The sequence below is a fragment of the Gaiella sp. genome (assembly GCF_057140465.1).
This window is the reverse complement of the sequence record NZ_DBNHWK010000082.1, coordinates 1-20,593: the sequence shown is the minus strand read 5'-3', so window position 1 is coordinate 20,593 and position 20,593 is coordinate 1. Positions and strand designations below refer to the sequence as shown.

Genomic DNA, 20,593 nt, shown 5'->3' with positions numbered 1-20,593 from the left:
GCGGCCGCCGCACGCGGCCGTACCGGGTCCCGGGCGCTTCGTCCGCGCCGCCGGGCCGCGGATCAGGCCGTGCGGCGCAGCACGTTCTCGAGCGCCTCGAGCAGCCTGAGCCCCGAGCCGTCCTCGTCGTCGCCGAGCAGCTCGGCGACGCGCGCGACGACCGCTGCCCGTTCGTCGTCGCCGCCCTCTGCCACCGACCGGGCTCGGCGGCCGGCGCGGAGCAGGTCGAGCCCGATCGCCGCCTGGTCGGCGAACAGCGTCAGCAGGTCCATCTCCGCGAGCGAGAACGGCCGGTCGACGTCGGCGCGGTCGAGGACCGACAGCACCCCGATCGCGCGGTCGTCGGCGAGCAGCGGCACCGCGACGAGCGCCTTCGGGACGTACCCCGTCGCCTCGGCCGTCTGCCGCGCGTGCCGGGGGTCGGCGCTCAGGTCGTCGACGACGAGCGGCTGCCGCGTCACGAGCACCCAGCCCGCGATGCCGGTGCTCGACGGCACCCGCATCCCGATCAGCTCGCCCTCGCCCTCCCCGGAGACCGCCTCGAAGACGAGCTCGTCCGTCTCGTCGTCGAGGAGGAAGACCGATGCCGCCTTGGCCCGGAAGATCGCCCGCGCGACCTCCACGATCGACTGCAACAGCCGGCGGTGGGACTCCTCGGTCGCCAGCAGCCCGGCGGCGGCGACTGCCCGGTACGCGCTCTCCGTCATCTCGCTCCTCCCGCGTTTGTCGCCGTCAGGTAGAGGACGCTCTTCAGCTGGAAGGGTGTCAGCTCCGGGTGTCGGCCGAGCACGAGCGCCGCGATCCCGGCGATGTGCGGCGCCGCGAAGCTGTTCCCGGTGCACCGCAGCGTGCCGCCGCCAGTCCAGGCGACGTCGAGGTCGACGCCGCGCGCGAAGAACTCCACGGGGGGATCGGGGTTCGCGTACCACGCGAGCGAGTCGTCCCCTTCGTGGCTGCCGACGGAGATCACCGAGGCGAAGCGCCACGGGTAGCTCTCCACCGGCATGTTGTGGGCGGAGGCGACGAGCACCGTTCGCTTGAAGTAGGCGGCGTCGGCGAGGTCGTGCAGGAGCTCGGCGAAGCGGCGCTTCGTCGTCGAGAGGCTGAGGTTGACGATGCGGTGGCCCTGCTCGATCGCGTGGCGCAGGCCCGTGAGGATGAGGTCGCCGGAGCCCGTCGTGCCCGCGCCGAGCACACGCACGGAGTGCAGGCGGCAGTCCGGTGCGAGGCTCCGCACGATCCCTGCGCACGCGGTGCCGTGACCGCAGACGTCCCCGAGCTCGTCGGGGACGACCCGCGGCTCCCCGCCCTCCTCCTCCGACGGCTCCACCGCGACCGCGCTCGCCAGCCCGCCGACCAGCGGGTGGTCGCCGTCGACGCCGCTGTCGAGGATGCAGACGTCGACGCCCTCGCCCGTCGACCCGCCGATCGCCCACTCGCGCGTCACGCGGTCCTGCCACTGCGGCAGCGCGTCGATCGTGTCGACGGCGTCCGCCGAGAGGCTCCAGGCGGGGAGCATCCGCTCGCTCACGGCTCGGCCTCGTACGCGCGATCCCGAGCCTCGCGCGCCGCTGCGGCGTGGGCGCGGCCCTGCGTGCACCGCTCGTCCTGCGGCAGCGTGGCGAGGTTGACCTCGACGAGCCCCGCCGCGCTCGCGGCCGCGGCCTCGGCGAGCATGGCCCCGACGACGGCGTCGGGGCGCACTGTCGGCTTGCCGGCGGTGGCGGCGAGTGCGGCGAGCTCGGCGACGTCCGCGGCGGCGCGGGCGATCGCGAGCGGCACGTCGGCGGCCCCCTCGAGGGCGACGCCCAGCATCCGATCGCGCCCGCCCCCGGCACCGCTCGCGGCGTCCAGGGCCTCGAGCGCCGCGGCGTACGCGCGCACGTCCTCCTCGGCCAGGGCGACGAGCCGGTCGCGCAGAGTCGAGGCCTGGGCAGCGATCCCGGGAGCGTCGTCCCAGTCGGTGGAGGCCCGGCAGGCGAGCACGACGAGCGAGGCGCCCATGGCCGCGGCGAGCGCAGCGGCCGACCCCCCGGCGGGGGAGGGCGCAGGCGCCTCGAGCGCTCCGAGCAGTGCGGCGAGACGGTGCTGCTCGAGCGGGACGTCGGTCCCGGCGGTCGGGGGACGGGTCACTGCTCCAGGCGCCTGCGCAGGTGGGCGACGACGGGCGTCGACGGCTCGACGCCGACAGTGCGGAGCGCGGCCTCCAGGTCCGCCACGACGGCGGCCCGGTAGTCCGCGTCACGCGCGGCCCGATCGACGATGGAGTCGAGCTCGCGACGGGCGAAGGGAAGCTCCTGCGCCGCCTGCACCCATCCCTGGGGCACGACAGGCAACGCGCCGAGCAACCTTGCGATCCGCTCCTCGTCGTATCTCGTCATCGCTGCACCTGGTCACTGGACGGGGTGGAGGATCGCTTTCTTCCCTCGAGCCGCTCCCGGAGCTTCGACAGGCAGCGGGAGATCCGGCTCGCGATCGTCCCCGCCGGGAGGTCGAGCGCCTCCCCGATCGTGCGGTAGCTCTCGTCCCGGGCGAAGAACCGGTCGAGGATCTCGCCGCACTCGGGCGTGAGCGAGCCGAGCGCGTCGCGGACGTCCATCGCCTCGTCGAGCATCTCGAGCGTCTCCCCGACCGCCTCCTCGGACAACTCCTCGGCCGGCACCTCCCGCCCGGAGGCCCGGAGCCGGTCGACGGCGCACCTGCGCGTGAGCTGCGCGATCCAGGGCCGAACGGCCGCGTCCGAGCGCAGCGTGTCGAGCCGCTCGAAGACGCGCGCGAACACCTCCTGGAACACGTCCTCGGCGTCCTGGCCCCGGAGGCCGTAGGCCTGCGTCGTGATCGCGTACACGTACCGCGAGAACCGCTCCACGAGCTCGCGCCACGCGTCGGGCTCGCCTTCGCGACAGCGGGCGACGAGCTCAGCGTCGGGCGTTACCGCCATGTGGGGTGCGCCGCCGGCGGCGTCCCCTAGCGGGCTTCGGCTTCTCGCAGCCGGTCGGACAGGATCTCGCAGAGCTTCCACAGGACGGTCGGACGCGTCTCGACGAACGGCCGGAAGCTCCAGACCGGCAGGCCCCAGACGCGCATCTCGGTCTCCGCCGTCACCGTGGCGCTCCGCGGCGTCTTGTCGACGAGTGCGACCTCGCCGAAGGAGTCGCCGGGCGCGAGCGTCCGCACCTTCGCTCCGCCGACGTAGACGGCGGCCTCGCCCGACTCGACGACGAAGAAGTTGAGGCCGCCCTCGCCCTCCTTCGCGATGTCCTGGCCGGACTTGAACGTCCGTTCGATGAAGTCGGCGGCGAGCTGCCCGGCGTCCTTGTCGTCGAGGCCGGAGAAGAGCGGGATGCCGCGGATGAGGTCGGGGGAGGGCTGTGCCATGAGCGCGAACCTACAGGGTCCCCGACGTGTTGTCATCCTGCTCGGCCTCGAGCTCCTCGACCCTCCCCTCGGCGGCGGTCAGCCGCTCGAGGCAGAGCCGGTGGAGCTCCTCGCCCTCGCGCCACAGGCCGAGCGCCTCGTCGAGCGCGACGTCGCCCGACTCGAGGCGCCGCACGATCTCGTCGAGCCGGGCGAGCGCCTCCTCGAACGTCGGCTCGGCGGTCACGGCCTGACCTCCTCGACCCGGGCGTCGAGCCCGCCCGCGGCGAGCTCGACGGCGATCGCATCGCCCGGCTCGACCGCCGCCGCCTCGCTGACGATCGCCGTGCCGCAGCGGACGATCGCGTACCCGCGCGCCAGCGTCGCGGTCGGCGACAGCGCCCGCAGGCGTCCACCGGTCGTCTCGAGGGCGGAGCGCCGTCGTTCCAGGAGCAGCCGCGGCGCCCGCCGCAGGCGATCGCCGACACGCTCCAGGCGCGCGCGATCCCGTGCCGCGGCTCGGCGTGTCCCGCCGGCGAGCCGGCGTCGGGACTGGGCAAGCCCGGCGACCAGCCCGTCCAGGTCGGGGACGACGAGCCTCGCCGCGGCCGTCGGCGTCGACGCCCGGACGTCGGCGGCGAGGTCGCACAGCGGCTCGTCCTGCTCGTGCCCGACGGCCGAGACGACCGGGACCGGGCAGGCCGCGACCGCCCGGACGACGCGCTCGTCGCTGAACGGCAGCAGGTCCTCGAAGCTGCCGCCGCCGCGTGCGACGACGACGACGTCGACCGCCGCGTGGGCCGCGAGCCGCTCCAGGCCCTCGACGATGCGCACGGCCGCGTCGCGGCCCTGCACCCGCGTCTCGCAGACGACGATCCAGGCGGGTGGGTAGCGGGTCGTGATCGCCGTCACGACGTCTCCCCGCGCCGCGGCGTCCGTCCCGGTGAGCAGGCCGACGGCGCGCGGGAAGCGGGGCAGCGGCCGCTTGCGGTCCGGCGCGAACAGGCCCTCCTGCTCGAGCACGGCGCGCAGGCGGGCGAGCGCCGCGGCGTGCTCGCCCGCGCCGAAGCGCTCGATCGTCCGCGCCCGGAAGGCGAGCGAGCCCCGCGCCTCCCAGAGCCCCGGGCGGCCTTCGACGTGGACCCGCTCTCCGTCCGTGAGACCGAGCTCGAGCGCGTCGAAGCGTGCCCGTGCGATCGTCACGTCGAGGCAGGCCCCCGTCTCCACGTCCTTCAGCGTGAGGAAGACGTTCGCCCAGGTGTCGGCCCGGCGGAGCTCCGTGACCTCGCCCTCCACCCAGACGGTGGGCAGACGACCGAGGTAGTCGGCGAGACCGCGGTTGAACGCGGCCACGGGGTAGACGCGGCGATCGCCGTAGTGGATGGGCTCGACCTTCGCCATGCGGCGGCACGGAGCCTACTGGGAATCCCCGTGGCTCCCGGCGGAGCCTGCGGCCCGTGCGCCCGCTAGAGGAGGATCTCCGCGGCCGTCGTCGGCGAGCAGCCCTGACGGAGGAGGTCGACGCACACGTGGAGGTCGGCGGCGCTCGCCGCCAGCCGCTCGGCGAGGTGGAGGGGGTAGCCCGCCTCGATCAGGACGTGGAGACGCCATCCCTCGACCTTCGCCCGCTCGCCGACGCCGTCGACGGCGACGTGGAGCTCGGTCTCTGTCTCGGTCGTCTTGGCCATCGTGTGCCCACGGAGATTCGTGACCACTGAGACGATCCCTTCCCCGTCGGGGTTGGCGCCCGTGTGGGACCGCTACGAGCCGGCGTCGATGCGCTGCGCGAGCTCGTCACGGCCGAGCGCCTCGACCGCGCGGTCGAGCTCGCGCCGCAGCTGCGTCGTCGCCGCCTCGCGGATCTCCCGCATGCGCTCGTCGTACGCGAGCGACGCGATCTGGGCATGGCGCTCGATCTCGCGCTCCGTCACGCGCTGCAGGCGCTCCGTCTGCCGGCGCTCCCACTCGACGAGGAGCAGGTCGAGACGGGCCCGCACGTCGGTCTCGGCGCGCTCGATCGACCCGGCGATCGCCGCCTCGCGGGCGCGCAGGCGCTCGGTGATCTCCTCGATCGCGCGTCGGCGTTCGAGCGTGAGCGACTCGAGCTCGTCGAGCGCCTCCTGTACGGACTGGCTGGCGAGCCGCGAGAGCTCCTCGCGGAGGCGATGCACGGTCCGGCGCTGCTCGTCCGCCGTGCTGCCGAGCTCGGAGGCCTCGGCGTCGAGGCGTGCGCCGAGCTCGACGATCCGCTCCTCGGAGCGCTGCTCCGTGAGCTTCAGCTGCGCCTCGATGTGTACCTGGGCGCGCTCGAGGTCCTCGGTGAACCCGCGCAGCCGCTCGTCGAGACGGCGCTCCTCGGCGACGAGGGCCTGGGCGAGCGTGTCGCCGGCCCGGCGCTCGCGCTCGACGAACTGCACCCGGTGCTCCTCCGCGAGCCGGCGCTCCTCGGCCGCGAGCAGGGAGGCCGACTCCGCCCGCTCGCGCGCGAGCGTCCGTCGGATCTCCTCCTTGTGCGCGGTCGTCTCCTCGTCCACCACGGCGCGGAGCACGGCCCGGGCCGACTCGGCGAGTCGTTGCCCGTCGGCGGCCGCTGCGCGTGCACGCCGCAGCGCGACGACGAGTGCGACGAGCACGAGGAGCGCGGCCGCACCCACCAGGACGGCGAGGACCCATGCCGGCATGCGCCGATGCTAGACGACCGATCCCCTACGCACGCAACACGGCGAGCGCAGCCGCGACGAGGACGGTCGACCAGGAGAGCAGCCGGAGCGCCGCCTCCGGGCCCGCGATCACGGTCTCGCGCGTGAGGGGCTCGACGGTGCCGTCCGCGAGCATCGTGCGACCCGTCACCTCGGCCGTGTGGCGCCGGAGGCGGCGGACGGGTGTCGAGAGCCGCCGCTGGGCCAGCGAGAGGAGGGTCGCCCAGGCGGCCGCGAGCGCGAGCTCGGGGGCGACGCTCCCGCTGACCGCGACGTATCCCGTCACCACGGGGAACGCTCCCCAGGCGATCGCGAACCAGACGTCCGTGTGCAGGCGTCCGCCGAAGAGCTCGAGGTTGTACGCGGGCACGAGGAACGCGCCGACCGCCACGAGCGCGAGGATCCACAGCTCGAAGCGCACCGCGACGACGACGCCGATCGCGCAGGCGGCGGCCAGGGAGGCGACGGCCAGCGCCATGAGGACGGAGTCGGGGATCGTCGTTCGCAGCGGGCGGCCGTGGAGCTCGTCGAGCGCATGGGCGCCGATGCCCATCGCCAGCGCGAACGCGAGCACCGTGAGGCCGAGCCGGGGCCATGAGACCGTGCTCGCGAGGCATCCGCCGACGACGACGTACGACAGGTGCCAGGCCGTGTAGGGCAGATGCAGGAGGGTCACGTAGTCGCGCCAGCCACCGGGGCGCAGCGCGTAGAACGCGGGACGTCCGCCGCTCACGTGCGCGTGCCCCAGACGACGACGCCGCCGCCGAGCGAGAGTCGGCGAAGGTGGGGTGCCGGGACGCCCGCCTCCCTCCAGAGCTCGAGCAGGCGCGGCTCCGGGACGTTCTGCCAGAGCGCGCGGATCGACGGGCCGAGGAACGCGCCGACGGCGTGCCACCCGGGCGACAGGGCGCGGCCCGCGAGGGGCAGAGCCCTGTCCACGTACACGTCCCAGAGCGGTCGCCAGGCGCCGCGCGGCACGCCGAACTCGAGCATCGCGATCGTCCCTCCCGGCCGGACGACGCGCGCGAGCTCCACGAGCGTCGCCCCGGGGTCGTCCACGTAGCGCAGGAGGTACGTGAAGGTGAGGTGGTCGAACGACGCGTCGGCGAAGGGGAGCGACTCCGCGGAGCCTTCGACGAGCGTGGCCCGTCCCTGGAGCCGTTCCCGCGCGGCCGCGAGCATCTGCGGGCTCTGGTCGAGCCCGGTGACCCGGTGACCACGGCGGACGAGGCGCTCGGCGACGAGCCCCGTGCCGGTGGCGACGTCGAGCACGGCGCCGCCGTCGGCCGGCACGCACGAGACGAGCACCCGTCGCCAGCGGGGGTCCTGGCCGAGCGAGAGCACGGCGCCGACGCGGTCGTACGTCGGCCCGAGCGGGGCGAACAGCTCGAGGGCGTGGCGGGCACGCCCGGACTGCCCCGTTCCCGGCCTTGCGGGTGCGTCGCTGCGCGGCTGCCGCTCGCTCATGGGCTCTATCCTGGCACGGTGACGCTGGCGGACGAGATCGTGCGGATCGCCGAGGCAGCCGCCGCGGTCGGCGCCGACGACGAGCCGGTCGTCGGCGTCCTCGCGGCCGAGGCGGCGGCCGGCGAGCGGCTCTACCTGTGCGCCTTCGACGCCGGCGAGGAGCAGCGGGGCTGGCTGGCCCTCGACGCGAGCGGTGTCGTCGTGGCGTCCCGCGACCGTGTTCGCGACGCCGTCTCGATCGCGGCGCTCTGCGAGATCGCGGAGGAGTCGTCGTTCCCGGGCGACCTCGACGAGCTGCGGGCGCAGCTCGTGCAGCTGCGGATCGTCGAGGCGCCACCGGGGATCGCCGAGGCCGAGGCGGCGGCCGCAGAGCTCCAGCGCGTGCTCGGCGCGCCGCCGCAGGTGGCGACGCCGGAGCGGCTCGACGCGATCGGCGCGGCCGCGCATCGCCTCGAGGCCGCGCTGTACGACCACGGCGACGGGTCGCCCTTCAGCACCGCGATGCGCGGTGCGCAGGGCGCGGTCGATGCGCTCTGGCGCGAGGTCGAGTCCGACTACCGGGGCGTGCTCGTCTAGGCTGGTGTCATGGAGGGCGGCGGCTTCTTCCCGTTCGGCGGCGATCCAGAGGAGATCCTCCGCGGCCTGCGCGAGTTCGCCGAGCAGCAGTCCGAGAGCGTCAAGGACGCGCAGCGCGAGCAGTTCGCGACGCTCACGCTCAACACCGCCGTCGAGCTGACGGCCGCGGCGCTCGCGCGCGTCGAGGTCGCCGGGGGGCCGGACGAGCAGGCGCTGGCACTCCGCGATGCGATGCGCGTCCTGTTCCCGGAGGCCGTCGCGCTCGTCTCCGCAGCCCGGCAGGGCTTCATGCGCGAGTAGCCCGCCGGGTCGCCGTGGGTCGTCCCCCGTCCGGCGTCAGAGCTCCCAGCGGCGGGCGACGAGCGCGAGCAGCAGCGCCTCCTCGGTGGGCAGCCGGTTCTCCGCCTGCTGCCAGACGACGGAGCGCGGCCCGTCGATGACCGCCCCGGTCACCTCCTCCTCGCGATGGGCGGGAAGGCAGTGCATGAACACGGCGTCCGGCCGCGCCCTCGTCACGAGCGCCTCGTCGACCCGGTAGGGCGCGAGCAGCTCCATCCGGGCCGCCCGCTCGGCCTCGTCTCCCATCGACACCCACACGTCGGTGTACACGGCGTGGGCGCCGACGACCGCCTCGGACGGCTCGTGCACGACGATCGCTCCCTCGACCGGGCGCTCGACCCCCGGGGGACAGGCGACCACGACCTCGACGCCGACGAGTCCGCCCGCCTCGACGAGCGAGGTCGTGACGTTGTTGAAGTCCCCGACGAAGGCGACGCGCAGGCCCTCGAGGTGGCCGAAGCGCTCGCGCAGGGTCAAGAGGTCGGCCAGCGCCTGGCAGGGGTGATGCTTGTCGGTGAGCGCGTTCACGACCGGGACGGTCGCCGCGGCCGCGATCTCGTCGACCGTGTCCTGGGCGTAGGTGCGGAGCACGATCGCGGCCGCGTAGCTCGACAGCGTGCGTGCAGTGTCCGCCAGCGTCTCGCCGCGCCCGAGCTGCAGCTCGTCGGGTCGGAGGACGAGCGGGAGCATCCCGAGGCGCTCGGCGGCGGCCGCGAACGAGACGCGGGTTCGCGTCGACGGCTTCTCGAAGAAGCAGGCGAGCGTGTCGCCGCGCAGGGCCTCGACGAAGCCGTGGGGCCGGGCCTTCATCTGCTCCGCGAGGTCGAGAAGGGCCAGGAGCCCCTCCGTCGTCAGGTCCGACGCACGCAGGTAGTGCCTGGGGATCGCCGGTGCATCGAGATTCGTCACGGGTCCGCTCCTCTCTCGGGCCGGTCAGCCCGTCGACACGGTCGTCTCCAGGTGGGCGAGGCGCTCGATCGGGGCGATCACCTCGTGCAGCGTCGGACGCCCGACCTCACGGAGGTCGTAGCGGGCGCGCCGAAGCGGATGGCTCGTCGTGATCAGGCGGGCGAGGTCGATCGGGGTCCCGGCGACGACGACGTCCGCCGGAGTCGCCTCGATCGTCCGCTCGAGGTCGGCCAGCTGGTCGGCGGAGTAGCCGACCGCCGGGAGCACGGCGCCGATGTGCGGGTAGCGGTCGTACACCTCGGCGATCGACCCGACCGCGTACGGCCGTGGATCGACGAGCTCCGCGCAACGGGCCGCCCGCGCCGCGACGGCACCGGCACCGAACGCCATCCCCCCGTGGGTGAGCGTCGGGCCGTCCTCGACCACGAGCACGCGCCGACCTTCGAGCGGCGGGCCCGGCTCGAGCGTGACCGGCGACTCGGCCATCACGACGGTGGCGTGCGGATTGACCTCCCGGACGTGCGCGACGACCTGCTCGACCGCGTCGGGCTCGCTGCTGTCGACCTTGTTGACCACGACCACGTGGGCGCGACGGAGGTTGACCTCGCCGGGATGGAACGTGAGCTCGTGGCCCGCGCGCAGCGGATCGGTGACCGTGATCCAGAGGTCGGGCTCCACGAACGGCAGGTCGTTGTTGCCGCCGTCCCAGACGATCACGTCGGCCTCCTCCGCGGCCCGCGCGAGGATCGCCTCGTAGTCGACGCCCGCGAATACGACGAGCCCGAGCGCGACCGGCGGCTCGTACTCCTCGCGTTCCTCGACGGTCGCCCGCGACGCGTCGATGTCGGCGATCGAGGCGAACCGCTGCACCCGCATCCCCTCGAGGTCGCCGTACGGCATCGGGTGGCGGACGAGGGCGACGCGCAGCCCCGAGTCGAGCAGGATCTCGCCGACCCGGCGACTCGTCTGGCTCTTGCCGCACCCGGTGCGGACGGCGGTGACCGCGATCACGGGCCGCGACGCCTTGAGCATCGTCGTGCGCGGGCCGAGCAGCCGGAAGTCGGCACCGGTCGCGAGCACCCGCGACGCGCGGTGCATGACGTCCTCGTGGGAGAGGTCGGAGTACGCGAGCACCACCTCGTCGACGCCGTGCTCGGCGACGAGGTGCTCGAGCTCGGACTCCGGGCGGATCGGGATCCCGTCCGGGTACGCCTCACCCGCGAGCGAGGCCGGGTACACGCGGTCGTCGATCCCGGGGATCTGGGCGGCCGTGAAGGCCACCACCCGCACGGAGGGGTCGTCGCGCAGGACGACGTTGAAGTCGTGGAAGTCACGTCCTCCGGCGCCCATGATCACGACCCGTCGCACAGTTCCTCCTCCGTCCGTCGCGCGGTCGGCTGCCTCCATTGCAGCCCGCCCGGAAGGGGCCGACATCGGCGTCGGCGCCGATCCCGCCTGCGGGGAGCTACTGACCCAGGGCAGGTGTACGATCGCGCGTCGTGCGGATCCTCGATCACGCCGTCGTCCGTCTGCTCCCCCTCGTCCCGCGCGCGGTCGTCCAGCGCCTCTCGGCCCCGTACATCGCCGGCCCGGAGCTCGCCGATGCGCGCTCGACGGTCGGCGCGCTCAACGCGGCAGGGCAGATGGCGACGATCGACGTGCTCGGCGAGGAGGTGACCCGCGTCGAGGAGGCGGAGACGATCGCTGCCGCCTACGTCGACGTCCTCGACGCGATCAGCGCCGACGGGCTCGACGCCAACGTCTCGGTGAAGCTCACCGGGCTGGGCCTCAAGGTCGACGTCGACCACTGTCGGCGCCTGCTCGAGCGCGTCGTCGGCGAGGCGGCCAGGCGGTCGACGTTCGTGCGGATCGACATGGAGGACTCGACCTGCACCGACGACACGCTCGCGCTCTACCGTCGGCTGCGGGAGGCGGGTCACGACAACGTCGGGATCGTCCTGCAGGCCGCGCTGCGCCGGAGCCTCGCCGACCTCGCCGCCGTCCGCGACCTCCGTCCGAGCGTCCGCCTCTGCAAGGGCATCTACGTCGAGCCGCCGTCGATCGCGTTCCAGGAGCCGGACGAGATCCGGCGGGCGTTCGTCGCGCTGCTCGACGCGCTCCTCGACGCCGGGTGCTACCCGGCCGTGGCGACGCACGACGAGTGGCTGCTCGCCGAGTCGCTCGCCCGTCTCGCCGGGCTCCCGGCCGACGGGTACGAGCTCCAGATGCTGCTCGGCGTCAGGGAGGCCCGTGCGGCCGAGCTCGTCGTCGCCGGCCACCGGCTGCGCGTCTACGTCCCCTTCGGCGGGCGCTGGTACGAGTACTCGCTCCGCCGCCTGCAGGAGAACCCGCACATGGCGTCGATGGTCGCGAGGGCGACGCTCGCGCGGCTGGTCGGCCGCGGCTAGCCGCCTCAGCCGCCGAGGATGAGCACCGCGTGTGCGCCCTTCAGCTGCCGTGGGCGCATGCCGTCGAGCGGGCCGACGACGGTGACGCGGAGATCGCGTGCGAGGCGCGCGCCCTCGGGTGCGAACCCCTTCCGGTACATGACGAGCGAACGCGGGTAGTCCTGGCTCGGGGCGTTCCCGACGATGCCGATGCGGTAGCCGCGAGCCTTCACGCGCCCCGCGGCGGCCGATGCCGCCCCGGTGCGGCCGTTGCCGTTCAGCACCATCACCGACACCTTGCGACGAGGCAGCATCGCCGCCGCGGCCGTCGCCGCCGGCTTCGGCTTCGCGCTCGGCTTCTGCGCCGGTGCCGGCTGCGCTGCGGCGGCAGCTGCCTTCGTGCGGCCGGCCTTCGCGTCGGGCTTGGCGATCAGCGTGCCGCCCACGAGCACGAGCAGGACGAGCTCGACGGCGGCGATCGCAGAGGCGGCGAGAGCGGCCGTCCGCCAGGGGAACGGCTCTCCGCCGGGGGGACGGGTGAGCGGGAAGTCGACCAACGCCGAGACAGGTTCGCCCGCGGGCCGCTCACTCCTCCCGAATCCATTCCCAGGTCGCGTGGAGCCCGTCGTCGAGCGAGGTCGTCGCCGTCCAGCCGAGCTCGTGGGCGGAGCGTGTGGTGTCGAGGAAGCTGCGCTGGAGCTCGCCGAGGCGCGGGGCGGCGAACACGGGCTCGGCGTCGCTGCCGGCTGCGGCGCGGCAGCGATCGTAGAGCTGGAGCACCGAGGTCTCGGCGCCGGTGCCGACGTTGAAGGTGCCGCTCGGCCCGTCGAGGGCGGCGAGGAAGGCGCGGGCGACGTCGCCCGCGTAGACGTAGTCCCGGGTCTGCGAGCCGTCGCCGAAGATCGTCGCCGGCTCGCCGTCTCGAAGACGGCTGAGGAAGATCGCGACGACGCCGGCCTCGCCGTGCGGGTCCTGCCGCGGCCCGAAGACGTTGCCGAGCCGCAGCGCGACGTGCCGGGCGTCGTAGAGGCGGTTCCAGGTCGCGAGGTACTCCTCCGCGGCGAGCTTCGACGTCCCGTAGGGCGCGAGCGGCCGTCGGGGGGCGTCCTCCGTCGCGGGCGCGTCGCACTCGCCGTAGATCGCACCGCCGGTGGAGGCGAGAACGACCCGGGCGCCGTGGCTGCGGGCGGCCTCCAGCACGCGCAGGGTCCCGATCACGTTCGCCGTGGCGTCCGCGATCGGATCGGAGACGGAGACCCGGACGTCGATCTGGGCCGCGAGGTGCAGCACCGCCTCGGGCGCGATCTGGTCGCAGAGCCGGTCGAGCGGCTCACGCACGTCGGCCACGTGGAGCTCCGCCCCCTGCGGGACGTTCTCACGCCGACCGGTCGACAGGTCGTCGATCGCGTGCACCTCGTGGTCGCGACCGAGCAGCGCCTCGGCGACGTGCGAGCCCACGAAGCCGGCCCCCCCGGTGACGATCACGCGCACCCCCTCACGATACTCGCCCGCCGACCGTGTCGATCCCGCCGCGCGGGCGCCGGCCGCGTCGGCCCGGGCCCGCCTCGCTCGAAAGGGCACGGACGCGAATCGATCGTCTAGCCTCCGGCTCGTGTTCGTCACGTTCGAGGGAGGAGACGGTTCCGGCAAGACGACGCAGGCGACCCTCCTCGCGGAGCGGCTGCGCCGGGAGGGCGAGGAGGTCGTGCTCACCCGGGAGCCGGGCGGGACCGAGCTCGGGGAGCGGATCCGGGAGCTCCTGCTGCACGCCGGGCACGTCGCGCCCTGGGCGGAGGCGGCGCTCTTCGCCGCGTCGCGCGCGCAGCACGTGGACGAGGTGATCCGGCCGGCGCTCGAGCGGGGCGCGGTCGTCGTCTGCGACCGCTACCTCGACTCGTCGCTCGCCTACCAGGGGATCGCGCGGGGACTGGGGCTGGAGGCGGTGCTCGAGCTCAACCTCTCGGCGGTCGGCGGGCTGCTCCCCGACCGGACGTTCCTGCTGGTGATCGACCCGGGGGAGTCACGGTCGCGCCTCGGGGGCGCACCCGACCGGATCGAGCGCGAGGACGACCGCTTCCGTGTGCTCGTCGACGAGGCGTACCGGGAGCTCGCACGGCGCTTCCCGGGGCGGATCGTCCCCCTGGACGCCCGCCGCGAGCCGACCGCGATCGCCGAGGAGGTATATGAGCGCCTTCGCAGCGGTCCCTGAGCAGCCCGAGGCGAAGCGGCTGCTCACCGGTGCGCTGGGCGGCGAGGGCGCGCACGCGTTCCTGCTCCACGGCCCCGCGGGCGTCGGGAAGCGCACGGCCGCCTTCGCGCTCGCGGCGGCCCTGCTCGGCGACGAGCGACGCGTGCACGCACGGACGCATGCGGACCTCGTCGTCGTCGAGCCGCTCGGCGAGATGATCCGCATCGACCGCATCCGGGCGCTCCACCACGACCTCCACATGCGCCCGTTCGAGGGCGATCGGCGCGTCTACCTCGTCCTCGATGCCCACCTGCTCGGCGACGAGGCGGCCGACGCGCTGCTCAAGGACCTGGAGGAGCCGCCGGCGTACGCCTCGATCGTGCTCGTGGCGAACGAGCTCGGCCCTCTCCCGGAGACGATCCGCTCCCGCTGTCAGCTGGTGCCGTTCCGTCGTCTCTCCGACGATGCGGTCAAGGCCTGGATCGTGGCGCAGGAGCCGGGGCTGGACGACGAGCAGGCGACCGCCGTCGCCCGTGTCGCCGCCGGTCGCCTCGACCGTGCCCGGCGGCTGCTCGATCCGGCTGCCCGCGAGCGGCGGACGGCGCTGCTCGACGCCGCCCGCGCCGTCTACGCGGACGACGCGATCGATCCCGCCGCAGCCGCCGCGATCGTGCTCGAGGCGGCGAAGGCACGCGGCGCGGCGGCGCGCGAACGCGAGGAGGCTGCGGTTCAGGGGCTCGACCTGACCGAGCGTGAGCGCGAGCAGCGGATCCGGCGCGCCGAGCGCGGTGCGGAGCGTGAGGAGATCCTGGCGTCGCTCGACGAGCTCGCCGCCTGGTACCGCGATCTCGTCGCGGTCGCCGTCGGGGCGGAGCGCACCGTGCTCCATGCCGACCGCCTCGCGGAGCTGCGGCGGGACGCGGAGGCCGGTCACGGGGTGGCCGCCGCCACCGCCGCGGAGGCGGTGCGCGAGTCGTGGCGCGTCGCCGAGGAGCTGAACGTCAACGCCCAGCTCTGGCTCGAGGCGCTGTTCGTGCGCCTGTGCCGGGCGTTCGCCTGAGCGTCCGCCCGCTCTCGCCTAGGGGCCCGTCGGCGGGAGGATGAAGATGCGCACGGCGAGCGCCGGGAAGGTCTCGGCGATCGTGTTCCCGGTCGCCGCAACGGTGCGGTCCTCGCCGAACACGGAGAGGGCGCGCCCGTTGAGGCCCGGAACGGTGATGCGGGCCGTGCGCGAGGTGAGCCGCGGGTTCACCGCGATCACGTAGGTGGCACCGCCGTGGTGGCGGACACCGACCTTGATCCCGCTCGACGCGTCGGCCGATCCGGTGCCGACGGTGCCGAGGATCGCGGGTGCGAGCGCGACGAGGTCGCGGTTGAGGAGTGCCACGGCCTGCCGCATCTGCGGCTCCCACAGCCCCGGGAAGTACCCGATGCCGACGGCGCCGCCGGCGATCGCGAGCCACGTCTCGGCGCGCACGATCGCGGGGGTCGGGTCGTAGCGGAAGCACTTCTCCATCGGCCCCGACTCGATCCACTGGAAGGTCGGCTTGTTCGGGACGAGCGCGACGAGCTCCCGCTGCAGGTCGTACACCTCGTGCAGCGTGTCGGGTCGGCAGCGCTCCTCGAGCGGGTACGAGTCGAACCCGATCACGTCGGCGCTGGCGAACAGGCCGGGGTAGATCCCGCGACCGCCGGCCGGTGGGGCCTTCCGGGACGAGAACTTGTCGGTGAGGGTGAGGAACGTGACCCGGCCCGGCACCTGCCGTCGGGTGAGCGCGTTGCCCGTGGTCGCACGCCAGTCCGGCTCGTCGGGCTGGTGCCAGCCGATCGTGCTCGGGCCCGCGCCCGTGAGCCCGATGTCGTGGGTGGAGAGCGCGTGACCCGCGAGCCCCTCGAGCGCCGTGCCCGGGAGCTTGCAGCCGATGCCGAGGAACACGTTGACGCCGGCGGCGATGCTGTCCCGCCAGGTGCCCGGGCACTGCTCCCAGACGATCCGGGGGAAGATCGGCGCACCGTTGACGGTGAGCAGCGCGGGGCCGCCCGCCCGGGCGGCGGTGACCGCGGCCGAGCCCGTGATCTGGCGCTCGCCCGTCCTGCTCGGCGCGGAGGACGGGGGCGCCGCAGGCACTGCCCCGGAGCCCGAGATCGCGGCCGTCGTGGCGGACGGGTACGGGGCGGTGACGAAGGATCCCGTGACGACGGAGCGGCCGACGATCGGGCGGGACTTCGCCGTCAGCCGGAACCGGTATCGCGTCGAGGGCTCGAGGCCGGTCAGCGTCACCGACCCGGAGCCCGGCACGGTCGTGACGACCGGGTCGGCCCATACGCCGTAGCGGTCGTCGACCCCGTACTCGACGACCACCGATCCCGCCGAGTCCATCGTCCAGCCGATCGCCGCCGAGAACGGCCCCGGGGCGGCGGTGACACCGACCGCAGGCCCCGGCGGGCTGCCGGCGATCGCGCCCGCGGTGAGCACGCCTCCGACGAGGAGGGCGAGAGCAATGAGGGGGAGCGCCACGCGCCGCACAGACCCAGGATCGGCGCGGGACGGCGGGGGGTGGCTCCCTCGGACGAGGGACGCCCGCACGGGTGAGGTCACGGGTCGATCCCGCCGCTCGTCGCGGCTCGATGCCGGTGGGCGCAGCACACGGGGCCACCCGGCCGACGCAGGGCCGGCCGCCCAGGCCATCGCGGGCCTCTAGAATGGCGCAGACCCGCCGACGTAGCTCAGCTGGTAGAGCACATCACTCGTAATGATGGGGTCCCCGGTTCGAGTCCGGGCGTCGGCTTCCCGGCGCCTCGGGGTGCGCTGTCCGGCTCGATCGGGATGGCATCGGTCAGCCGGCGGGCGCGCGGGGCGGCCCGTGCAGCCACGAGTCCCTGTCGTGCCGCGTCAGACGCTGCGCGAAGAAGGCGGCGGCGAGGAGCAGGGCGCCGACGAAGAGGAAGGAGAGCGCCCGCGTCATCGAGCTGAGCGTCCTCAGGTCGTACAGGAAGAGCTTCGCGAGCGCGATCCCGAACAGCGAGAGCCCTGCCCAGCGCAGCCAGGCGCGCTCCGTCCCCAGCCCGACGCCGAAGAGGGCGAGCGCGATCACGGCCCACGCGACGCTGACCCCGGTGTGCCCGCGCTGGAAGTCGGTGGTGACCGTCCCTCCGGAGACACGCTGTGCCAGCTCCAGGATCCCGAGCGAGAGCAGGTAGATCGAGAGCACGCCGACCACGAGCCACGCCCAGAGCGCGGGAACGAAGCGCTGGGCCCCGCGTGACACCGCCACGACGAGCCAGGCGGCCGTGATCACCGCCAGCGACCAGAGGGCCGCGCCGGGGTGCTCGGAGGCCTCGAAGAAGCGGTCGGGAGGAGTGACGACGGCGAGCGTGGCGATCGTCGTCCCCCCGAGCAGGACGACGCCGGCGAGCGCGAGCAGCGGCTCCCGGAGCGGCACCGCCGCGACGGCGAGCGCGGCCGCCGTCGCCCCGAAGGCGGTTGCGATGCCGGGCCGACTCTCGATCACGAGCGCCTCGCCCGCGAGGAGCGGCGCGAGCCCGACGAGCCAGTACGCCGTCGTCAGTCTCCGGAGCCACGGCCGCTCGAGGTCCTCGCCCCGGCGCCAGCGGAGGTACGGCACCGCGGCCAGGGCCGCGTAGCCGGCCGCGACGCCGAGCAGCGTGAGCCCGAGCGCGCCGTCGGACGCCGTCAGTCGATCGAGGCCCCACCAGGCGAGCACGAGCGCGGCCGCGGCGACCACTGCGGCGACGCCCTCGAGCGGCTCCTCCGTCGGCGTCACGAGCCACCTCGTCACGAGGCCGGCGAGCACGAGCGGGACGGCGAGGAGGAGCAGCGACCATCCGCCGGCGATCGTGGACAGCTCCGTCGAGTCGAAGGCGACGCCCTTCGTGACGGCGACGGCGAGCAGCGCCCAGCCCGCCGCGAGCTGGGCGAGGAGGCGGAGGCGTGCGCAGACGGCGATCGCGGCCAGCGCGACGACGGACCAGATCACGGTCGTCGCCACCTGGCCGACGGTGTAGTCGGCGGCCACGAGCAGGAGGCCGGCTCCGAAGAGGGCGAGCACGATCGCGGCAGCAGCGAGCCAGATGCGGAGGTGCGGCTGTGCACGGCGGAGCTGGAGCAATGCGAGCTCGGGGCCGTCGAGCGCGCCGAGCCAGGCGATCCCCGGCCCGCGCACGAGTGCTGTCGCGGCCGCGACCGACGTCGCGACGAGCGCTGCGGCGACGCTCGGCACGGCCGGGAGGACGTCGAAGCCGACGGGCTCGAAGAGCGTGCTCGGCCGCGCCTCGAAGGCGAGGGCGTGCCCGACCGCGAGCAGCAGCGAGAGCAGCGCGAAGGGCTGGAGTCGGATCTCCCGCGCCAGCAGCGCGGCGGTCGCGATGACCACGGTCTGCAGCGCCCAGACCACCGTCAGCGTCCGCCCGTCGGCCAGCCCGTCGGTGGCGAGCGTGGCGAGGACGAATGCGAGCGTCACGAGCGATGCGCGGAGCGCGACCCGGGCCCGGAGCAGGCCTGCCCAGAGCGGCTCGAGGGGCGCCAGCAGGCCGCTGCTCGGCGCATCGGCGCGCGTGCGGGGCGCGAGCAGTCCGACGGCGACGGCGGACGCGGCGATCGCGAAGAGGGGTGGAGCGGCGTGTGCGAGGAGGTCCTGGCGGCCGGAGGCGTCGGCCGCGCCCAGGTCGACGACCGCGAGGTGGCCGAGCGCCAGGCCGAGGTAGCCGAGGGCGGCGAGCTCGGAGCGGAGGTTCCGCGCGACGTACGCGATCACCGCGAGCGCCGTCGCCTGCGCCGACCAGGCGATCGCGAGGTTGCGACCGGAGACGAGGTCGGCCGTCGCGACGGCGACGACGACGAGGGCCGTCGCGCCGAGGACGCGTGTGAGGTCGACTGCGCGCCGGTAGACGCCCACCGCGGCGACGGTCACGGCGGCCGCGGCGACGAGGAGCGCGATGCCGCGGTCACGGTCGAGCGCGAACAGGATCCGGCTCGAGCCGAGGACGAGCGCCGTGGTCGCCGTCACGAACAGCGCTGCCATCCGGTGGAGACCCGCCTCGTCCCGCTGCAGCTGCCAGCCGATCGCGCCGCAGAGCAGCGCGAGGGCGGCCGCGGCGGCGGCGTCGACCGCCGTCCAGTCCCGTGTGCCGATGTCCCCCACGGCCCACGCGACGACACCGGCGGCGGCGAGCACCACGCCCGCGAGGCCGACGAGCTCGCCGAGCGGCGCGAGCCGCCGGGCGAGAACGGTCGACGCCGCGACCGCGACGATCGCCGCGACGAGGAGCGCGACCCCTCGGGTGCGGTCGAGCGCGAAGAGGACGGGGCTCGACGCGACGAGGAGTGCGGTGGCGACCGCCACGAGGGCTGCCGCGGCGCGGTCGAGGGGCAGCCGCGCCGCCAGGAGTTGCCACCCGATCGCGCCGGCGGCGAGCGTCGCGGCCGTCACCTGCGCGACGGCGATCGCAGCGGTGCCGCCCGCGGCGACGTCCTCGACCCACCACGTGCCGACACCCGCGGAGACGAGCACGGCCGCGGCCACCACCAGAGCCTCCCCGAGCGGGGCGAACCAGCGCGCGAGGGCCGTCGAGACGGCGGCCGCGACGATCGCGGCGACGAGGGTGGCCGTGCCCGCGTGCAGATCGGACTCGAAGAGCCGCAGCGTCACGCCCGCCACCGTCGTCGCCATCGCGACGATCCCGATCGACAGCCAGTCGAGCGACGCCCGCCCGGTCACGAACTGCCAGCCGACGGCTGCGGCGACGAGCGCGGCGGCCGTCGCGTAGGCGACGGCGATCGCGGCGAGGGCGCCTGGGTCGACATCGGCGGCGAGCACGAGGACCTGCGCGAAGACGTCGATCGCCGCGAGCGTGAGCAGCCATCGCCAGCGCATCCACGCGGCGACCGCTGCGGACGCGCCGAACACGAGCAGCGCGAACGCACTCCCCTCCGCGGTGAGGCCCTCGTCGATCGCGACGAGCGCCGGCGCGCTGAGGGCGCCGAGCAGTCCGAGGATCCCGATCAGCTCGGCCTTCCACGCGACGGCGATCGCCGATGCAGCTGTGGCGATGACCACGGCGACGACGAGCGCGCCCCAGGTCGGCACCATCTCGTAGAGCATCGTCGCGGCGGCGAGCGTCGCGTAGCCGCCCGCGATGCCGGTCGCGACGGCTGCGACGGCGGCGTCGAGGAGGCCGTACCGGCGCTCGAGCGCGAGCCCGACGCCGACGAGCAGGGCGCTCACGCCGGCGCCGATCGCGATCCTGGCGGACGGGCCGACCCAGCCGCGGTTCACGGCGAGGACGAACAGGAAGACGACGCCGAGCAGCATCACCGTCCCACCTGCGAGGGCGAGGCCGCGCGCGCCGAGCAGGTCGTACCGCTCCAGCCACTCCCGCATCGTCGGACGCGGTGGCCTCGGGGGCGACGGGGGAGGCGGAGGAGCCGCCGGCCGGGGCGCTCGCTCGGGCGGCGCCGTGGGCTCTGCCCTCGCCGCCGTCAACGCAGGCTCGGGGAGCGGCGCCCGCCGCTCGGGCGGCGTGGGAGGCGGCCCGGCAGGCTGTGCCGCCGGGGCCGGCCCGGCCGGCTTGCGCACGATCCGCCGCGGCGGAAGAGCGGGCCGCGGGGCCGCCTCGGGCGTCGGCGCCGCCTCGGGTGTCGGCGCCGGCCG

23 protein-coding genes and 1 tRNA gene are annotated in these 20,593 nt (G+C 74.7%); 6 read left to right on the top strand and 18 right to left on the bottom strand.

What is annotated here, in order from left to right; genetic code table 11:
- Positions 1-62: 62 nt before the first annotated feature.
- The 12 genes from AC162C_RS12125 to AC162C_RS12070 all read right to left on the bottom strand — a co-directional run bounded on the left by AC162C_RS12125 (position 63) and on the right by AC162C_RS12070 (position 7,523).
- Positions 63-707, bottom strand: a complete 645-nt coding sequence (locus tag AC162C_RS12125; RefSeq protein ID WP_484097762.1) for a GAF domain-containing protein — start codon at positions 705-707, stop codon at positions 63-65.
- Positions 704-1,531, bottom strand: coding sequence for a S8 family serine peptidase (locus AC162C_RS12120; RefSeq protein WP_484097761.1), 828 nt, complete (start codon positions 1,529-1,531; stop codon positions 704-706). Before AC162C_RS12120 ends, AC162C_RS12125 begins: the two co-directional genes overlap by 4 nt.
- Positions 1,528-2,133, bottom strand: a complete 606-nt coding sequence (locus tag AC162C_RS12115) for a cyclodeaminase/cyclohydrolase family protein (protein WP_484097760.1) — start codon at positions 2,131-2,133, stop codon at positions 1,528-1,530. Before AC162C_RS12115 ends, AC162C_RS12120 begins: the two co-directional genes overlap by 4 nt.
- Positions 2,130-2,381: a hypothetical protein gene (locus AC162C_RS12110; protein WP_462972821.1), complete on the bottom strand. Its 252-nt coding sequence runs from the start codon at positions 2,379-2,381 to the stop codon at positions 2,130-2,132. The genes AC162C_RS12115 and AC162C_RS12110 overlap by 4 nt, the downstream gene beginning before the upstream one ends.
- Positions 2,378-2,941: an RNA polymerase sigma factor gene (locus tag AC162C_RS12105; RefSeq protein WP_484097759.1), complete on the bottom strand. Its 564-nt coding sequence runs from the start codon at positions 2,939-2,941 to the stop codon at positions 2,378-2,380. Before AC162C_RS12105 ends, AC162C_RS12110 begins: the two co-directional genes overlap by 4 nt.
- A gap of 26 nt (positions 2,942-2,967) precedes the next feature.
- Positions 2,968-3,378: a cyclic nucleotide-binding domain-containing protein gene (locus tag AC162C_RS12100; protein WP_462972823.1), complete on the bottom strand. Its 411-nt coding sequence runs from the start codon at positions 3,376-3,378 to the stop codon at positions 2,968-2,970.
- 10 nt (positions 3,379-3,388) lie between these two features.
- On the bottom strand, positions 3,389-3,604 hold the full coding sequence (gene xseB / locus AC162C_RS12095) for an exodeoxyribonuclease VII small subunit (RefSeq protein ID WP_462972824.1): 216 nt from the start codon (positions 3,602-3,604) through the stop codon (positions 3,389-3,391).
- A complete protein-coding gene (gene xseA / locus AC162C_RS12090; protein WP_484097758.1) occupies positions 3,601-4,758 on the bottom strand; it encodes an exodeoxyribonuclease VII large subunit in 1,158 nt (385 codons plus the stop codon). Before xseA ends, xseB begins: the two co-directional genes overlap by 4 nt.
- A 65-nt stretch (positions 4,759-4,823) precedes the next feature.
- Complete coding sequence (locus tag AC162C_RS12085; protein WP_462975471.1) at positions 4,824-5,045, bottom strand: hypothetical protein; 222 nt, start codon at positions 5,043-5,045, stop codon at positions 4,824-4,826.
- 72 nt (positions 5,046-5,117) lie between these two features.
- Positions 5,118-6,038, bottom strand: a complete 921-nt coding sequence (locus tag AC162C_RS12080) for a hypothetical protein (RefSeq protein WP_484097757.1) — start codon at positions 6,036-6,038, stop codon at positions 5,118-5,120.
- Positions 6,039-6,063: 25 nt separating this feature from the next.
- On the bottom strand, positions 6,064-6,789 hold the full coding sequence (locus AC162C_RS12075; RefSeq protein WP_484097756.1) for a hypothetical protein: 726 nt from the start codon (positions 6,787-6,789) through the stop codon (positions 6,064-6,066).
- Positions 6,786-7,523, bottom strand: coding sequence for a class I SAM-dependent methyltransferase (locus AC162C_RS12070; RefSeq protein WP_484097755.1), 738 nt, complete (start codon positions 7,521-7,523; stop codon positions 6,786-6,788). The genes AC162C_RS12075 and AC162C_RS12070 overlap by 4 nt, the downstream gene beginning before the upstream one ends.
- An 18-nt stretch (positions 7,524-7,541) precedes the next feature.
- On the opposite strand from AC162C_RS12070, the gene AC162C_RS12065 reads away from it, so the two are divergent.
- Together AC162C_RS12065 and AC162C_RS12060 are read left to right on the top strand one after the other, a co-directional pair.
- On the top strand, positions 7,542-8,099 hold the full coding sequence (locus tag AC162C_RS12065) for a hypothetical protein (protein WP_484097754.1): 558 nt from the start codon (positions 7,542-7,544) through the stop codon (positions 8,097-8,099).
- Between the two features lie 9 nt (positions 8,100-8,108).
- Entirely contained in the window at positions 8,109-8,399 is a 291-nt protein-coding gene (locus AC162C_RS12060; protein ID WP_484097753.1) for a hypothetical protein, read from the top strand.
- A gap of 36 nt (positions 8,400-8,435) precedes the next feature.
- On the opposite strand, the gene argF is transcribed toward AC162C_RS12060, so the two are convergent.
- Together argF and AC162C_RS12050 are read right to left on the bottom strand one after the other, a co-directional pair.
- On the bottom strand, positions 8,436-9,347 hold the full coding sequence (gene argF / locus AC162C_RS12055; RefSeq protein ID WP_484097752.1) for an ornithine carbamoyltransferase: 912 nt from the start codon (positions 9,345-9,347) through the stop codon (positions 8,436-8,438).
- Positions 9,348-9,371: 24 nt separating this feature from the next.
- Positions 9,372-10,754: a cyclic 2,3-diphosphoglycerate synthase gene (locus tag AC162C_RS12050; RefSeq protein ID WP_484097751.1), complete on the bottom strand. Its 1,383-nt coding sequence runs from the start codon at positions 10,752-10,754 to the stop codon at positions 9,372-9,374.
- A 92-nt stretch (positions 10,755-10,846) separates the two neighbouring features.
- On the opposite strand from AC162C_RS12050, the gene AC162C_RS12045 reads away from it, so the two are divergent.
- Positions 10,847-11,755, top strand: coding sequence for a proline dehydrogenase family protein (locus AC162C_RS12045; protein ID WP_484097750.1), 909 nt, complete (start codon positions 10,847-10,849; stop codon positions 11,753-11,755).
- A gap of 5 nt (positions 11,756-11,760) precedes the next feature.
- Here the strand turns inward: AC162C_RS12045 and AC162C_RS12040 are convergent, their stop codons facing one another.
- Positions 11,761-12,291 carry a LytR C-terminal domain-containing protein gene (locus AC162C_RS12040; protein ID WP_484097749.1) on the bottom strand — a complete coding sequence of 177 codons (531 nt, stop codon included), beginning with the start codon at positions 12,289-12,291 and terminating at the stop codon, positions 11,761-11,763.
- A gap of 28 nt (positions 12,292-12,319) precedes the next feature.
- Positions 12,320-13,225 (bottom strand): NAD-dependent epimerase/dehydratase family protein, encoded by a 906-nt coding sequence (locus AC162C_RS12035; protein WP_484097748.1) that lies wholly within the window; start codon positions 13,223-13,225, stop codon positions 12,320-12,322.
- Between the two features lie 121 nt (positions 13,226-13,346).
- On the opposite strand from AC162C_RS12035, the gene tmk reads away from it, so the two are divergent.
- Complete coding sequence (tmk, locus tag AC162C_RS12030; RefSeq protein ID WP_462972837.1) at positions 13,347-13,943, top strand: dTMP kinase; 597 nt, start codon at positions 13,347-13,349, stop codon at positions 13,941-13,943.
- Positions 13,918-14,982 carry a DNA polymerase III subunit gene (locus tag AC162C_RS12025; RefSeq protein ID WP_484097747.1) on the top strand — a complete coding sequence of 355 codons (1,065 nt, stop codon included), beginning with the start codon at positions 13,918-13,920 and terminating at the stop codon, positions 14,980-14,982. Before tmk ends, AC162C_RS12025 begins: the two co-directional genes overlap by 26 nt.
- 18 nt (positions 14,983-15,000) lie before the next feature.
- Here AC162C_RS12025 and AC162C_RS12020 read toward each other — a convergent pair whose 3' ends face one another.
- On the bottom strand, positions 15,001-16,449 hold the full coding sequence (locus tag AC162C_RS12020) for a hypothetical protein (protein ID WP_484097746.1): 1,449 nt from the start codon (positions 16,447-16,449) through the stop codon (positions 15,001-15,003).
- Between the two features lie 189 nt (positions 16,450-16,638).
- Between AC162C_RS12020 and AC162C_RS12015 the strand changes: the two genes are divergently transcribed.
- Positions 16,639-16,711, top strand: a tRNA-Thr gene (locus tag AC162C_RS12015).
- A 48-nt stretch (positions 16,712-16,759) separates the two neighbouring features.
- Here the strand turns inward: AC162C_RS12015 and AC162C_RS12010 are convergent.
- Complete coding sequence (locus AC162C_RS12010; protein ID WP_484097745.1) at positions 16,760-20,323, bottom strand: DUF2339 domain-containing protein; 3,564 nt, start codon at positions 20,321-20,323, stop codon at positions 16,760-16,762.
- Positions 20,324-20,593: the final 270 nt, after the last annotated feature.

Bases quoted from the DNA above. Each gene is read 5' to 3' on its own strand.
- AC162C_RS12125 (WP_484097762.1), bottom strand. From the start codon at position 707: ATGACGGAGAGCGCGTACCGGGCAGTCGCCGCCGCCGGGCTGCTGGCG.
- AC162C_RS12110 (WP_462972821.1), bottom strand. From the start codon at position 2,381: ATGACGAGATACGACGAGGAGCGGATCGCAAGGTTGCTCGGCGCGTTG.
- AC162C_RS12105 (WP_484097759.1), bottom strand. From the start codon at position 2,941: ATGGCGGTAACGCCCGACGCTGAGCTCGTCGCCCGCTGTCGCGAAGGC.
- AC162C_RS12100 (WP_462972823.1), bottom strand. From the start codon at position 3,378: ATGGCACAGCCCTCCCCCGACCTCATCCGCGGCATCCCGCTCTTCTCC.
- xseA (WP_484097758.1), bottom strand. From the start codon at position 4,758: ATGGCGAAGGTCGAGCCCATCCACTACGGCGATCGCCGCGTCTACCCC.
- AC162C_RS12085 (WP_462975471.1), bottom strand. From the start codon at position 5,045: ATGGCCAAGACGACCGAGACAGAGACCGAGCTCCACGTCGCCGTCGAC.
- AC162C_RS12080 (WP_484097757.1), bottom strand. From the start codon at position 6,038: ATGCCGGCATGGGTCCTCGCCGTCCTGGTGGGTGCGGCCGCGCTCCTC.
- AC162C_RS12070 (WP_484097755.1), bottom strand. From the start codon at position 7,523: ATGAGCGAGCGGCAGCCGCGCAGCGACGCACCCGCAAGGCCGGGAACG.
- AC162C_RS12060 (WP_484097753.1), top strand. From the start codon at position 8,109: ATGGAGGGCGGCGGCTTCTTCCCGTTCGGCGGCGATCCAGAGGAGATC.
- AC162C_RS12050 (WP_484097751.1), bottom strand. From the start codon at position 10,754: ATGGAGGCAGCCGACCGCGCGACGGACGGAGGAGGAACTGTGCGACGG.
- AC162C_RS12025 (WP_484097747.1), top strand. From the start codon at position 13,918: ATGAGCGCCTTCGCAGCGGTCCCTGAGCAGCCCGAGGCGAAGCGGCTG.
- AC162C_RS12010 (WP_484097745.1), bottom strand. From the start codon at position 20,323: ATGCGGGAGTGGCTGGAGCGGTACGACCTGCTCGGCGCGCGCGGCCTC.